Annotated in this window: 12 protein-coding genes; 6 read left to right on the plus strand and 6 right to left on the minus strand. The window is 73.1% G+C overall.

Annotated features, from left to right (window positions below; genetic code table 11):
- Positions 1-115: 115 nt before the first annotated feature.
- Entirely contained in the window at positions 116-1,198 is a 1,083-nt protein-coding gene (locus ACIGG8_RS17150) for a LacI family DNA-binding transcriptional regulator (protein ID WP_396548844.1), read from the minus strand.
- Between the two features lie 148 nt (positions 1,199-1,346).
- Between ACIGG8_RS17150 and ACIGG8_RS17155 the strand changes: the two genes are divergently transcribed.
- The 6 genes from ACIGG8_RS17155 (at position 1,347) to ACIGG8_RS17180 (ending at position 10,060) form a co-directional block, all read left to right on the plus strand.
- Positions 1,347-2,636: an ABC transporter substrate-binding protein gene (locus ACIGG8_RS17155; RefSeq protein ID WP_396548846.1), complete on the plus strand. Its 1,290-nt coding sequence runs from the start codon at positions 1,347-1,349 to the stop codon at positions 2,634-2,636.
- 115 nt (positions 2,637-2,751) lie between these two features.
- Positions 2,752-3,624, plus strand: coding sequence for a carbohydrate ABC transporter permease (locus tag ACIGG8_RS17160; protein WP_396548848.1), 873 nt, complete (start codon positions 2,752-2,754; stop codon positions 3,622-3,624).
- Positions 3,625-3,628: 4 nt separating this feature from the next.
- On the plus strand, positions 3,629-4,582 hold the full coding sequence (locus tag ACIGG8_RS17165; protein WP_396548850.1) for a carbohydrate ABC transporter permease: 954 nt from the start codon (positions 3,629-3,631) through the stop codon (positions 4,580-4,582).
- Positions 4,583-4,624: 42 nt separating this feature from the next.
- Entirely contained in the window at positions 4,625-5,881 is a 1,257-nt protein-coding gene (locus ACIGG8_RS17170) for a glycosyl hydrolase (protein WP_396548852.1), read from the plus strand.
- A 116-nt stretch (positions 5,882-5,997) separates the two neighbouring features.
- Positions 5,998-9,042, plus strand: coding sequence for an alpha-mannosidase (locus ACIGG8_RS17175; RefSeq protein WP_396548853.1), 3,045 nt, complete (start codon positions 5,998-6,000; stop codon positions 9,040-9,042).
- 85 nt (positions 9,043-9,127) lie between these two features.
- Positions 9,128-10,060: an ROK family protein gene (locus ACIGG8_RS17180; RefSeq protein ID WP_396548855.1), complete on the plus strand. Its 933-nt coding sequence runs from the start codon at positions 9,128-9,130 to the stop codon at positions 10,058-10,060.
- 89 nt (positions 10,061-10,149) lie between these two features.
- Here the strand turns inward: ACIGG8_RS17180 and ACIGG8_RS17185 are convergent, their stop codons facing one another.
- The 5 genes from ACIGG8_RS17185 to ACIGG8_RS17205 form a co-directional block, all read right to left on the minus strand.
- Complete coding sequence (locus ACIGG8_RS17185; protein WP_396548857.1) at positions 10,150-10,545, minus strand: DUF2267 domain-containing protein; 396 nt, start codon at positions 10,543-10,545, stop codon at positions 10,150-10,152.
- A gap of 274 nt (positions 10,546-10,819) precedes the next feature.
- Positions 10,820-11,371: an acyl-CoA thioesterase gene (locus ACIGG8_RS17190; RefSeq protein WP_396548859.1), complete on the minus strand. Its 552-nt coding sequence runs from the start codon at positions 11,369-11,371 to the stop codon at positions 10,820-10,822.
- Positions 11,368-11,679 (minus strand): hypothetical protein, encoded by a 312-nt coding sequence (locus ACIGG8_RS17195; RefSeq protein WP_396548861.1) that lies wholly within the window; start codon positions 11,677-11,679, stop codon positions 11,368-11,370. The genes ACIGG8_RS17190 and ACIGG8_RS17195 overlap by 4 nt, the downstream gene beginning before the upstream one ends.
- A gap of 329 nt (positions 11,680-12,008) precedes the next feature.
- Positions 12,009-13,400 (minus strand): NAD(P)/FAD-dependent oxidoreductase, encoded by a 1,392-nt coding sequence (locus ACIGG8_RS17200; protein ID WP_396548863.1) that lies wholly within the window; start codon positions 13,398-13,400, stop codon positions 12,009-12,011.
- Between the two features lie 106 nt (positions 13,401-13,506).
- The gene (locus ACIGG8_RS17205) at positions 13,507-13,998 is read right to left on the minus strand and encodes a flavoprotein (protein WP_396548865.1); all 492 of its coding nucleotides are present in this window, start codon (positions 13,996-13,998) and stop codon (positions 13,507-13,509) included.
- Positions 13,999-14,006 lie beyond the last annotated feature (8 nt).

Here is a 14,006-nt window from a genome sequence, read left to right on the forward strand (position 1 = left end):
GGCCCACCGGCAGCGGCAGGCCCGGGTGCATGCGGGCGTGGCGGTGCTCATCGAGGGGAGTTCAACGAACATGACAACGGGCGGTGCACAGGACCGGCCCCTCGGCGCAGCGAGGCTAAACCGGTTCAGAACCCGTGTCAACGACTCGCGCAGCAACCGCACCCGCCGGTGCGGGCGGCGCGGCACCCGGCGGCGAGGTGGACTCCCGGACGGTCAGCCGCGGTGTGGGCATCTGCAGGTCGCGCCCGGGCCCGGCCTCGTCCAGCGCCTCCAGCAGGCTGCGGGCGACCTGCTCGCCGAGCGCGAAGGTGTCCCGGCTGAGCGCGGTCAGCGGCGGGTGGACGATCCTGGCGAGCACCGAGTCGTCGAAGGAGACGATGGAGAGCTCGCCGGGCACCGCGACGCCCATCTCGCCCGCCACGCCGAGCCCGGCGACGGCCATCACGTCGCTGTCGTACACGATCGCGGTGGGCCGGCGGGTGCGGGACAGCAGCGTGCGGGTGGCGGCCGCGCCCTCGGCGTCGCTGAAGTCGGTGGGTACCGACACGGCCTCCTCCAGGCCGAGCCGGCGCGAGGCGTCGCGCAGCGCGCGGATCCGCCGCTGGGTGTGCTGGAAGTGCGGCAGCCCGGCCAGGTGGGCGATCCGGCGGTGCCCGATGGCGGCCAGGTAGTCGACGATCGAGAGCATCGCCTCCCGGTCGTCGGCCCAGATCCGCAGCTGGTTGCCGCCCTTGCCGGGCCCGCCCAGCACGACGGCGGGCAGCCCGAGCTCGTCCAGCACCGGCAGTCGCGCGTCCTTGACCTGCAGGTCGACCACGATGAAGCCGTCGACCCGGTGCTCGGAGGCCCAGCGGCGGTAGACCTCGATCTCGGCGGCGGTGTCCTCGACCACCATCAGGTGCAGTGCGACGCCGCCGGCCGAGAGCACGGCCTGGAGGCCGGAGAGCAGCTGGCTGAAGAACGGCTCGACGCCGATGGTGCGGGCCGGCCGGGCGATCACCAGGCCGACGGCGTCGGCTCGGGCCCCGCCGAGGGCGCGCGCGGCGCTGTGCGGGCGCCAGTTCATCTCCTCGGCGACCCGCAGGATCCGGGCCCTGGTCGCCTCGCTCACGCCCGGGCGGCCGTTGAGCGCGAAGGACACCGCGCCCTTGGAGACACCGGCCCGGCGGGCGATGTCGGCGATCGTCGGTCTGCCCACGGAACCCCGACTCCTCTCTTGACAGCCAAGTTTAGGCCGGAGCATAGTCCCTGCCATAGCTAGACCGGTTTAGTCGTTCAGCAGGTCAGGTTCCGGAACCCCCGAGCTCAGCACGATCCCCCACCCACCCCAGGACAGGGAGGCCCTCATGCGAAGAATCTGGGCGGCACTGACGACAACGGCCTTCACCGCCGCCGCGCTCACCGGCTGCGGACTCGGCTCCGGCGACACCAAGAGCGGCGACAGTGTGGCGAGTGCGGCCGCCACCGGCGAGGTCAAGGGCAAGGTCTCGCTGCAGACCTGGGCGCTCAAGCCGAAGTTCACCGACTACGTGCAGGGCGTGATCGACGGCTTCGAGAAGAAGTACCCCGGGGTCGAGGTCGAGTGGCTCGACCAGCCCGGCGAGGGCTACTCCGACAAGGTGCTCAGCCAGGCCGCCGCCGGCACCCTGCCCGACGTGGTCAACCTCCCGCCCGACTTCGCCCTCCCGCTCGCGCGGAAGGACCTCCTGCTGGACGTCGCCAAGGCCGACCCGAAACTCGCCGACGAGTACGTCGCCGGCGGTGTCGACGCCTACCGCTTCGCCGGCCACCCGGGCACCTTCGGCTACCCCTGGTACCTCAACACCGATGTGAACTACTGGAGTTCCGAACTCCTCACGAAGAACGGCCTGGATCCGAAGAAGCCCCCGACCAGCCTGGACGAACTGATCGCCCAGGCCCGGGTGATGAAGGAGAAGTCCGGCGGCCAGACCTACCTGATGAGCCGCAAGCCGGGCATCGGCGACCTCTACAACGCCGGCGTGAAGATCATGTCCGACGACGGCCGGTCCTTCACCTTCAACACCCCCGAGGCCGCCGCGCTCCTCGACAAGTACCGCGACGCCTTCAAGGAGGGCCTGCTCCCCAAGGACGTCCTGTCCAACACCTACGCCGGCAACACCAAGCTGTTCAACGCCGGCACCGCCGCCTGGACCACCGCCGGCGCGAACTACATCACCAGCCTCGCCACCGACAACCCGACGCTCGCCCCGAAGGTCGTCCCCTCCCCCGCACTGGCCACCCCGCCGCTGTACGTCCAGGGCATGTCCATCCCGAAGAGCACCAAGAACCCGGCGGCCGCGGTCGCCCTCGCCCGCTGGGTCACCAGTGCCGAGAACCAGGCCGCCTTCGCCCACCTGACCAGCATCTTCCCGTCCACCAAGGCCTCGTCGAACGACCCGTTCTTCAGCAAGAGCGACGGCACCAACGCGGGCGACGCCAGGGTGATCGCGTTCGCCTCGCTGGCCAAGGCCAAGCTGATCCAGCCCGTCCAGGTCGACGACGCGATGAGCACCGTCGTCAACCAGCAGATCGCCCTCGCCATCAGCGGCGACACGAACTCCAAGCAGGCGTTGGACACCGCCGTCGAGCAGTGCAACAGGCTGCTCAAGGGCTGACACCCGCCGGAGCTGTGCACCGCGCCCCGTCCGGTACCGGCGACGCGGCGGTCCCCACACCCGCCGCCCCCCGGGCACGAGCCGCACCACCCCTCGGCCGCAGGAAGGCATCGGCATGACCCACCGGCGTTGGTTCACCCCCTGGCTGCTCGCCGGGCCCGCGATGGTCTGGCTGGCCGTCTTCAACCTCTGGCCGGCCGTCAACACGGTGATCCTGTCCCTCACCGACGCCAAGCCGCTGGGCGGCGGGCACTTCACCGGCCTGGAGAACTACGGCCGCCTGCTGGACGACGACCAGCTCGCCGACGCCCTGCTCAACAGCATCGTGTTCATGCTGGTCTGCCTGCCCCTGCTGACCGTCCTGCCGCTGCTGCTCGCCCTGCTCGTCCAGCGCCGGATCCCCGGCATCACCTTCTTCCGCACCGCCTTCTACACCCCGGTGATCGCCTCCGCCGTCGTGGTGGCGCTGATCTGGGGCTGGGTGCTGGACGACCGCGGCCTGGTCAACGGCCTGCTCCGGCAGACCGGGCTGGCCGACTCCCCGGTCTCCTTCCTGACCGACCGCTGGCTGCTGCTGTTCAGCGCGATCGCCCTGACCGTGTGGAAGGGCCTCGGCTACTACATGGTCATCTACCTGTCCGCCCTCGCCAACGTCCCGCGCGAGCTGCACGAGGCGGCGGCCGTGGACGGCGCCGGACCGGTGAGCCGGTTCCGGCACGTCACCCTGCCGGGGGTGCGCCCGACCATGATCCTGATCTCCGCACTGATCTCGGTGAGTTCGCTGCGCGTCTTCTCCGAGCTGTACGTGCTCTCCAACGGCCAGGGCGGCCCCGGCGGGCGGGACATGTCGGTGGTGATGCTGATCCAGATGTACAGCCGCGGGTTCAACGGCCACCTCGGCTACGCCTCGGCGCTCAGCCTGCTGCTGTTCGTCGTCACCCTCGGCCCGATGCTGTTCCTGATGCGCCTGAACCGGAAGGCGGCCTGAACCCGTGACCACCAGCCCGCCGACGACCGCCGGGGCCACCGGGGGCCTGCGTGAGCCCGACGACGCCCGTAACGCCCGGAAGACCCGCGGCACCCGCGGGCCCCAAAAGACGCGCGGCTCCCGGGGCTTCAACACCCCGTCCCCCGCCCACACCGCCACCCGCTACCTGCTCCTGCTGCTCGTCCTGCTCCTGGTCATCGGCCCCTTCCTGTGGCAGCTGTCCACCTCCCTCAAGGGCCCCGCCGAGGACGTCTACACCCGCACCCCGGCCTTCCTGCCCGACCAGCCCACCCTCGGCAACTACGGCACGGTCGCCGCCACCATCCCGGTGTGGACCTACGCGCTCAACTCGGTGATCGTCGCCGCGGTCTGCATCACCGGCAACGTCGTCGGCTGCACGCTGGCCGGCTACGCGCTCGCCCGGCTGCGCTTCCGCGGCGCCCGGCTCGTCCTCGGCCTCTTCCTCGCCACGCTCGTGCTGCCCGGCGAGGTCACCATCGTCTCCCAGTACGTGCTGGTGCGCAGCCTCGGCCTGGCCGACACCCTGGCCGGCGTCGCCCTGCCGGGCTCGATCGCCATGCTCAACGTCCTGCTGATGCGCACCGCCTTCGCCGCCGTCCCGGCCGAGCTCGACCAGGCGGCCATGATCGACGGCGCCGACGTCCGGCAGCGGCTGTGGCACGTCGGCCTGCCGAACGTGCGCGGCATGATCAGCGTGATCGTGATCTTCACCTTCATCGGCGCCTGGGACGACTTCCTGTGGCCGCTGATCGTGCTCAACGACCCGCAGAAGTACACGCTCACCGTCGGGCTGCAGTACCTCAACGGGACCTTCTCCGCCAATCCCCGGCTGATCGCGGCCGGCACCATGATCGCCTTCCTGCCGGTCGTCGTGGTGTTCGGCGCCTGCCAGCGCTACTTCTTCAAGGGCGTCGAGGAGGGAGCCGTCAAGGGATAGCCGCACCGTCCGCACGCCCCACCGAGCCGAGGAAGCCCCCCGATGACCACCGCACCCCGCTTCGGCGTCAACTACACCCCCAGCGTCGGCTGGTTCCACCACTGGCTCGACTTCGACCTCGACGCCGTGCGCGCCGACTTCGACTCCGTCGCGGCCCTCGGCCTGGACCACGTCCGGGTGTTCCCGCTCTGGCCGCTGTTCCAGCCCAACCGCACCCTGATCCGCCCGCGCGCCGTCGAGCAGCTGACGGCCCTGGTGGACGCGGCCGGGGAGCGCGGGCTGGACGTCGCGGTGGACGGCCTGCAGGGCCATCTGTCGAGCTTCGACTTCCTGCCGGCCTGGACCCGGACGTGGCACCGGCGCAACCTCTTCACCGACCCCGAGGTCATCGACGGCCAGACCGCCTACCTGCACACCCTCGCCGGAGCGCTGCGCGAGCGGCCCAACTTCCTCGGGATGACGCTCGGCAACGAGATCAACCAGTTCTCCGGCGGCCCCCACCCCGACCCGGACCGGGCCACCCCCGCCGAGGTCGAGGCCTGGCTGCGCCGGATGCTCGACGCCTGCGAGCGCGGCGCCCCCGGGCGGCTGCACCTGCACGCCTCGTACGACGCCGCCTGGTACCTGGACGGGCACCCGTTCACGCCCCGGCACTCGGCCCGGCTCGGCGCCGCCACCGCCGTGCACTCCTGGGTGTTCAACGGCACCGCCCAGCGCTACGGCGCCCGCTCCACCGCCACCGCGCAGCACGCCGCGTACCTGGTCGAGCTGTCCAAGGCCTGGGCGGACGATCCGGCCCGCCCGGTGTGGCTGCAGGAGGTCGGTGCGCCCGCCCCGCACATCGCCCCCGAGGACGCGGCCCGCTTCACCGACGCCACCGTCGAGGCCGTGCTGGACTGCCCGGACCTCTGGGGCGTCACCTGGTGGTGCTCGCACGACGTGTCCCGCTCGCTCGCCGACTTCCCCGAACTCGAATACGGCCTGGGCCTGTTGACCACGGACGGGACGGTCAAGCCGGCCGGGGGCCGGCTCGCCGCGGCCGCCGCCGAGGCCCGCCGGAACTGGCGGCCGCCGAAGCCGCGCACCACCGCCGTGGTGGTCGCCACCGGGGACGAGGCCACCTCCCCGGGGCGTTCGGTCTGCGGCCCGGGCGGCCCGGTGTTCGAGGCGTTCATGCGGCTCGCCGAGGCGGGCGCCCGGCCGACCGCCGTGCTCGCCGAGCGCGCCGCGGACCGCGACCACCTGGCAGCGCGCGGCATCACCGAGGTGGTCCACCCCGAGGACGTACCGTCCCGGTAGCCGACTTTCCCACGGCCCGCAGCCCGCTTCCCCGGCCACCCGCGCTCCCGCAGCCCGTTCCCCAAGCCCGCTCCACCGCAGCCCGTTCCCCCAGCCACCCGACGGAGGCCGCTGACATGCACGATGACCGCACCCTGGTCGAGGCCCGCCTCAAGCGCGTCCTGGACGAGCGCATCCGCCCGGCCGTGTACCCCGAGTCCGTCCCGCTGGCGGTCGGCATCTGGACGGCGCCGGGCGAGCCCGTCCCGGTCGCCGAGGGCCTGGCCGCCCCGCGCACCCCGATCGCCGTCGGCGACGCCTGGGGCGCGCCCTGGGGCACCAGCTGGATCACCGTGACCGGTACGGTGCCCGAGGCCTGGGCGGGCCGCACCGTCGAGGCGCTGATCGACCTCGGCTTCGACGCCAACATGCCCGGCTTCCAGTGCGAGGGCCTGGTCTACCGGCCGGACGGCACCCCGGTGAAGGGCCTCAACCCGCAGAACCAGTGGGTGCGGATCGCCTCCCCGGCGGCCGGCGGGGAGCAGGTGCTGCTGCACGTGGAAGCGGCCTCCAACCCGGTCATCCTGGACTACCACCCCTTCCTGCCCACCGAGTTGGGCGACAAGGAGACGGCCGGCGACCGCCCGCAGTACCGGCTCGCCCGGATGGACCTCGCGGTCTTCGACGAGACGGTCTGGCAGCTGGTGATGGACCTGGAGGTGCTCGGCGAGCTGATGGCCGAGCTGCCGACGGACGGCGCCCGCCGCTGGGAGCTGCTGCGCGCGATCGAGCGGGCGCTCGACGCGGTCGACCTCCAGGACGTCAACGGTACAGCGGCGGAGGCCCGTTCGCAGCTGGAGGAGGTGCTGGCCGCACCCGCCGCGCCGTCCGCGCACCGGATCGGCGCGATCGGCCACGCGCACATCGACTCCGCCTGGCTGTGGCCGCTGCGCGAGACCGTCCGCAAGGTGGCCCGCACGACCGCCAACATGACCGCGCTGCTGGAGGACGAGCCGGACTTCCTCTACACCATGTCGCAGGCCCAGCAGTTCGCCTGGATCAAGGAGCACCGCCCCGAGGTGTACGCCAAGGTCCGCAAGGCCGTCGCCGAGGGCCGGTTCGTCCCGGCGGGCGGCATGTGGGTCGAGTCCGACACCAACATGCCGGGCTCGGAGGCGATGGCCCGGCAGTTCGTGCACGGCAAGCGGTTCTTCCTGGACGAGTTCGGGGTGGAGAACCACGAGGCGTGGCTGCCGGACACCTTCGGCTTCACCGGCGGCCTGCCGCAGATCATCCGCAACGCGGGCTCGAAGTGGCTGCTGACGCAGAAGATCTCCTGGAGCCAGGTGAACCGGTTCCCGCACCACACCTTCCTCTGGGAGGGCATCGACGGCACCCGGATCTTCACCCACTTCCCGCCCGTGGACACCTACAACTGCTCCATGAAGGGCAGCGAGATCGCCCACGCCGCACGGAACTTCAAGGACAAGGGGGTGGCCCGGCACTCGCTCGCCCCGACCGGCTGGGGGGACGGCGGCGGCGGGACCACCCGCGAGATGGTCGCCAAGGCGGCCCGACTGAGGGACCTGGAGGGCTCGGCCACCGTCCGCTGGCAGAAGCCCGCCGAGTTCTTCGCCGAGGCCGAGGCCGAGTACCCGGACCCGCCGGTCTGGGTCGGCGAGCTCTACCTGGAGCTGCACCGCGCCACCCTGACCAGCCAGGCGAAGACCAAGCAGGGCAACCGGCGCAGCGAGAACCTGTTGCGCGAGGCCGAACTCTGGTGCACCACCGCCACGTTGCGCACCGGCGCGGAGTACCCGTACGAGCAGCTGGACCGGATCTGGAAGACGGTGCTGCTGCACCAGTTCCACGACATCCTGCCCGGTTCGTCCATCGCCTGGGTGCACCGCGAGGCCGTGGCGACCTACGCGGCACTGGCCGGGGAGCTGGTGGACCTGATCGCGTCGGCGCAGCGGGCCCTCGCCGGGGATCACCGGGGCGAGCACGAGCTGGTGTTCAACGCGGCGCCGCACCCGCGTTCCACCGTCCCGGCCGGCGGCGCCGCCGTGGTGGCTCCGCCGGCGAAGGGCTGCACGCTGGCCGAGCGCCCCGAGGGCGGCTACCTGCTGCGCAACGGCCTGCTGGAGGTCGTGGTGGACGCGGACGGCCTGGTGGCGTCGGTGGTCGAGGTCGCTAGCGGCCGGGAGAGCGTCGCCCCCGGCACCCGCGCCAACCTGCTGCAGCTGCACCCCGACTTCCCCAACATGTGGGACGCCTGGGACGTCGACCGGTTCTACCGCAACACCGTCACCGACCTGACGGGCGTGGACTCGCTCACCGTCTTCGCGGAGACGGCGGAGAAGGTCTCCGTCCGGGTGGTGCGCTCCTTCGGCTCGTCCACCGCCGTCCAGACGCTCACCCTGCGGGCGGGCGAGCAGCGCCTGGACATCGAGACCCTGGTGGACTGGCACGAGACCGAGAAGTTCCTCAAGGCCGCGTTCCCGCTCGACATCCACACCGAGCGGTACGCCGCCGAGACCCAGTTCGGCCACCTCCACCGCCCCACCCACACCAACACCAGCTGGGACGCCGCCAAGTTCGAGGCCTGCAACCACCGCTTCGTCCACCTCGACGAGCCCGGCTGGGGCGTCGCCCTGGTCACCGCCTCCACCTACGGCCACGACGTCACCCGCACCGTGCGCGACACCGACGGCGGCACCACCACGACGGTCCGCTTCTCGCTGCTGCGCGCCCCGCGCTTCCCCGACCCGAAGACCGACCAGGGGCTGCACCGCTTCCGGCACGCCCTCGTCCCGGGCGCGGCGATCGGCGACGCCGTCCGCGAGGGCTACCGGATCGGCCTGCCCGAGCGGCGGATGACCGGCAGCGTCGAGCGGGTCGCGCCGCTGGTGGCACTGGACAACGATGCACTCGTGGTGAGCGCCGTCAAGCTCGCCGACGACCGCAGCGGCGACCTGGTCGTCCGCGTCTACGAGGCGGGCGGCGGCCGCGCCCGGGGCCGGCTGACCACCTCCTTCCCGCTGGCCGACGCCGTCCCCTGCGACCTGCTGGAACGGCCCTGGGACGGCACCCGCGGCGACGTGACGGTGGAGGACGGCGCGGTGCGCCTGGCGCTGCGCCCGTTCGAGCTGGTCACCCTGCGGCTGCGGACCGCCGGCTGAGGCGGGCCCGGGGCTGTTCTACGCTGTGCGGCGCCCCGGCCCTCCCCGGCCGGGGCGCCTACCCCTACCTCCGCTGGAGCCCACCGTGCCGCTCACCCCGCTGTTCGCCGCCGTCGACATCGGCGGCACCAAGATCGCCGGAGCGCTGGTCGACGGCGACGGACGGCTGCGGCACCGGCTCCAGCTGCCCACCCCGGCGACGGCCCCGGGCGCGGCCGTGCTCGCCGTCGTGCACCGGGTGCTGGACCGGCTCGCCGACACGCCCGACTGGGCCGCCGTGACGGCCGTCGGCATCGGCAGCGCCGGCCCGGTCGACCTCGCCGACGGCACCGTCAGCCCGGTCAACATCCCCGGCTGGCGCGGCTTCCCGCTGGTCGCCGAGGTCGCCGCGCACCCGTCGGTGGCCGCCCGCGCGCTGCCCGTCCGCCTCGCCGGGGACGGCGTCGCGATGGCCGCCGCCGAGCACTGGCAGGGCGCCGCCCGGGGCGCCGCCGACGCGCTCTGCCTGGTGGTGTCGACCGGCGTCGGCGCCGGGCTGGTGCTCGACGGCGCGGTGCGGCCGGGCCCCAGCGGCAACGCCGGGCACCTCGGCCACATCAGCGTCGACCTGGACGGCGAGCCCTGCCCGTGCGGCTCGCGCGGCTGCCTGGAGGGCCTGGCCAGCGGAACCGCGATCGCCCGCCGCGCGCTCGCCGAGGGCTGGCGGCCCCCGACGGACGACCGGACGGCCCGCGCCGTCGCCGCCTGCGCCGCCGCGGGCGACCCGGTCGCGCTCGCCGCCTTCGACCGCGCCGCCCAGGCCCTGGCCGCCGGCATCGCCGCCACGGCCGCCCTGGTGGACCTCGACCGCGTCGTCGTCGGCGGCGGCGTGGCCACCGCCGGGGAGGTGCTGTTCGCGCCGCTCGCCCGCCACCTGGACCGCTACGCCGCGCTCTCGTACATCCGCGGCCTGGACGTGCGCCGGGCCGAACTCGGCACCGACGCCGGGCTGATCGGCGCGGCCGCGCTCTGCCGCTGAGCGGGCCGCCGCCGGAGAGCGCCCCAGGCGGTGCCGCGTGCCCCTCAGGCCGGGTGCCGCACACCGCTCAGGCCGGGAGCCGCGTGCCCTCAGGCCGGTGTGGGATGCCCGAACAGCAGGTCGTAGCCCTCCGGGAGCTGCTCGACCACCCGGTCGATCAGCTCCCCCGGGACCAGGTCGGCCACCGTGCTGAGCACCGCCCCGATGTCCCACTGCGCCGTCGCCGTGGTCGCCCCGTCGATCCATCCGCCCACGGCCTGGACGAAGCGCTCCGCGGTCAGCGGCTCGGCCGCCGGCTTCGCGTCGCGCAGCAGCGAGGCGTACATCTCGGGCAGCGCGTCGGCGAGTTCGCCCCGGTCGGACCCCACCAGGTGCTCGCCGAGCAGAACGAGGACGACCCGGGCGGCGTGGTCCGCCTCCGCCTCGCCCCGGTACTCGCCGCGCTCCACGACGCGGGCGAGGAAGTCCTCCCAGGAGATGGTCATCGCGTCCTCCTTACGGTGGGCGGGATCCGGCAGGACCGACGGCGCTCCGCGCCCGGGCCAGGGAGGTGGCGTCGCAGCCCGCGACCACCGTGGGGCGTACCGGTGCCCGTGCTGCTCAGCGTAGCGCGGCCCGGCGCCCCGGGAACCGGCCCGACGGCATCGGGCCCGGCCGGACGCCGGGATTCCGGCCCGGCGGATCGACACCGTCGTCGATCCCGCCGCCGGCCGGGGGCTCCGCCCGGAACGAGCGCGGCCCGGACGCTCGGCGCGGCCCTCAGCCCGCCGAGGCCCGGCACCGCCGGCGCGGCCGGCGCGAGGAGGCGGTCCCGCCGACGGCCCCGGGCGACACCCGCTGCGCCGGCGTCGTCGCCGTCGCGGTGGCCAGGGCGCCGTCGGCACGCGCCGCGTCCGGCATAAACGCCGAGAGAAAGCGCCGCTCGTTCGGGCTCAGGGTGCGCGAGCGGCCGGATTCGCGGTCCCGGGCGACCACGACGGTCCGCGCCCGCATAAAGGTGAGCGGGTCCCGGCAGACATTCACCTCGACATGCGCGGAACTCCGCCCGAGCCGTTCCACGGTGAGCCGCACCGACAATGGCTCGGGCCGGTGGTGCAACTGCTCAAGATAATCGATCTCGTGCCGCGCGATAATGAATCCGGACGGGAACAGGGATTCCCGGACGGCGGTCGCGTGGTGGCAGAACAGGTCGTAAATCCCCTCCTGGATGTAGCCGACCAGCCGGGCGTTGTTGATGTGCCCGTTCTCGTCGACGTCGCTCCACCGGGTGGGGCAGGCCAGCACGTGCACGCCCGGCTGCGCCGCGCTCACTGCTGCGTCAGCCCGGCGCCGGCAGTGGCGGGGAGCAGCGCACGCTGCAACCTGGCGTAGTAGGCGGAGTGTTCGGCCGCCATCCGGGCCGCGGTCCACCCCTCTTCGGCGGCCTCCGCGGCCGCCTGGACGACCAGGCTGTCGAGCACCGCGTCGACCGAGCGGCACAGGTCGGCGACGGCCGCGAGGCGCTCGGTCACGTCCGCCCCGCTCGCCGCATTCCGGGACGGGAACGCGGCCAGCGAGTCCACCGCGAGCTGCAGATCGTCCAGTGCGTCCGGCCGGTTTTCCGTAGGGAAATTCCGCATGTTTTTCTCCAGGACTCAATCGGCCTTTACGGCCCGGTAGCTAGCGTTCGAATACACCGGATCGGTGTCGACCCCCCGACGCCTTCGACGCTATCCCAGTCGGCGGGGCTCGGCAGATCGTTTTCGGACCGCGACGGGAAACTGACTTCCATCGGAGTAGTTTGCCGGGGTACACAATATGCCCCGTCAGCCGAACGCTGTCCGCAATTCGAGTGGTATCGCCGACTCGACGCCCAAGATCGACTTCCCGGCGTCGCGGATCTGCTAGTGGACCGCCCCGCCACCCCGGCCCGCGGGACATGTCGCCCCCGCCCGTCAGCCCCGCCCCGTCAGCCCCGCCCGGAGACCAGGTCCGCGATCCGGGCGATCGGCGAGGTGGTGACACGTCCGGCCGCCTCCTGCCGGTCAGCCGCGTGATAGGCGGCGTACATCGCGTGCACGCCCAGCCAGCGCAGGGGCTCCGGCTCCCAGCGCCGCACCGTGTGCCCCACCCAGGGCAGCCGGGTCAGCTCGGTGTCCCGCCCCAACACCAGGTCGCACAGCGTCCGCCCGGCCAGGTTGGCCGTCGTCACCCCGCTGCCGACGTACCCGCCCGCCCAGCCGAGCCCGGTCACCCGGTCCAGCTCCACGGTGGCGCACCAGTCCCGGGGGACGCCGAGCACGCCCGCCCACACGTGGTCGATCCGGGCCTGCGCGGCGGCCGGGAAGAAGCGGTCCAGGACGGCGCGGAGCTGGCGCACCGTCTCCACCTGGGTGCTGCCGTCCGAGTCCGTCCGCGAGCCGAACCGGTACGGCACGCCCCGCCCGCCCAGCGCGATCCGGTCGTCGGCGGTGCGCTGCGCGTACATGTAGGCGTGCGCGAAGTCGCCCAGCACCTCACGGCCCTGCCAGCCCGCGTCCGCCCAGAAGTCGGCGGGCAACGGCTCGGTGGCGACCATCGCGGAGTTCATCGGCAGCCAGGTGCGCCGCTCGCCGCGCAGACCGGCCGTGAACCCCTCCGTGGCGCGCAGCACGCGGTCGGCACTGACGGTGCCGTACGGGGTGACGGCGCGCGGCCCGCGGTGGGCGCTGCCGGGGAGGATCGCGGTGACCGCCGTGCCCTCGTACACCTCGACTCCGAGGCCCCGCACCGTCCGGGCCAGGCCGCGTACGAGCTTCGCGGGCTGGATGCGGGCGCCGTACGGACTCCAGGAGCCGCCGAGGGTGCCCGCGACGTTGACGCGGTCGCCCGCCTCCTTGGCGCCCAGCAGCTCGACACGGTCCGCGCCGTACGCGCGCTCACTCTCGACGAAGGCCCGCAGCCGCTCCAACTGCGGCTTGCTGCGGGCGACTTCGAGAACACCCCCGCGCACGATGTCCGCCTCGATGCCCTCCTGGTCCGCCACGTCGACGACCTCGCCGACGGAGTCGTCCATCACCCGCTGCATCGCCGCCGCCCGCTGCTGCCCGTACCGCTTGGCGAACGCGCCGCGGCCCGCGAAACCGTTGTACAGCCAGCCGCCGTTGCGTCCGGAGGCGCCGTAGCCGCAGAAGCGCTGTTCGAGGACGGCGATCCGCAGCGAGGGATCGGCCTTCTTCAGGTAGTAGGCGGTCCAGAGCCCGGTGTATCCACCCCCGACGATGCAGACGTCGACGTCGCGGTCCCCCGGCAGCCCGGGGCCCGCCTCCGGCACCCCACCCGCCGCGTACCAGAACGACACCTCGCCGTTGACCGCCGCCACCGGAACCTCCCACACCGTCGCTGACCTGCCCGGACGCTACCCCGGCCCGGTCCTCGCCGACCACCCCTCACACTGCCAGGATCGCCCACCCCGATCAGCCACCCTGTCAGTCCCGCAACAACCCCAGCGCCCGCGTCCAGCTGTACGAACCGGGCACGAAGTCCGCGACCCGCACCCCCATCCGGCGAAGCTTCGCCAGGCTCTCCTCGTACGCCGGGTGCGCCGCCTGCGCGGTGCTCAGACACGGCTGCACCGCCACCGGGATCCCCCACCCGTACGACTCGCAGAGGATGCCGAGCGCGAGCGTGTCCGAGATGCCCAGCGCCCACTTGTTGATCGTGTTGAACGTCGCCGGAGAGACCACGATCGCGTCCGGGTCCGGCAGCGGCCGCGGCTCCCCGGGCTTGCGCCAGGCGGAACGGATCGGATACCCGGTCCGCGCGGTGACCGCGTCCTGATCGATGAACCCCATCGCCTGCGGAGTCGCCACCACCCCCACGTCCCACCCCTGTTCCTGAGCGGCCGCGATCAGCTCCCCCACCCCACCCGCAACCCCCGCCGCACACACCACCACGTACAGCACCGGCTTCTGCGCCATCCCCGGCA

The organism is Kitasatospora sp. NPDC085464, assembly GCF_044541955.1.
In the GTDB taxonomy this organism is placed as follows: Bacteria; Actinomycetota; Actinomycetes; order Streptomycetales; family Streptomycetaceae; genus Kitasatospora.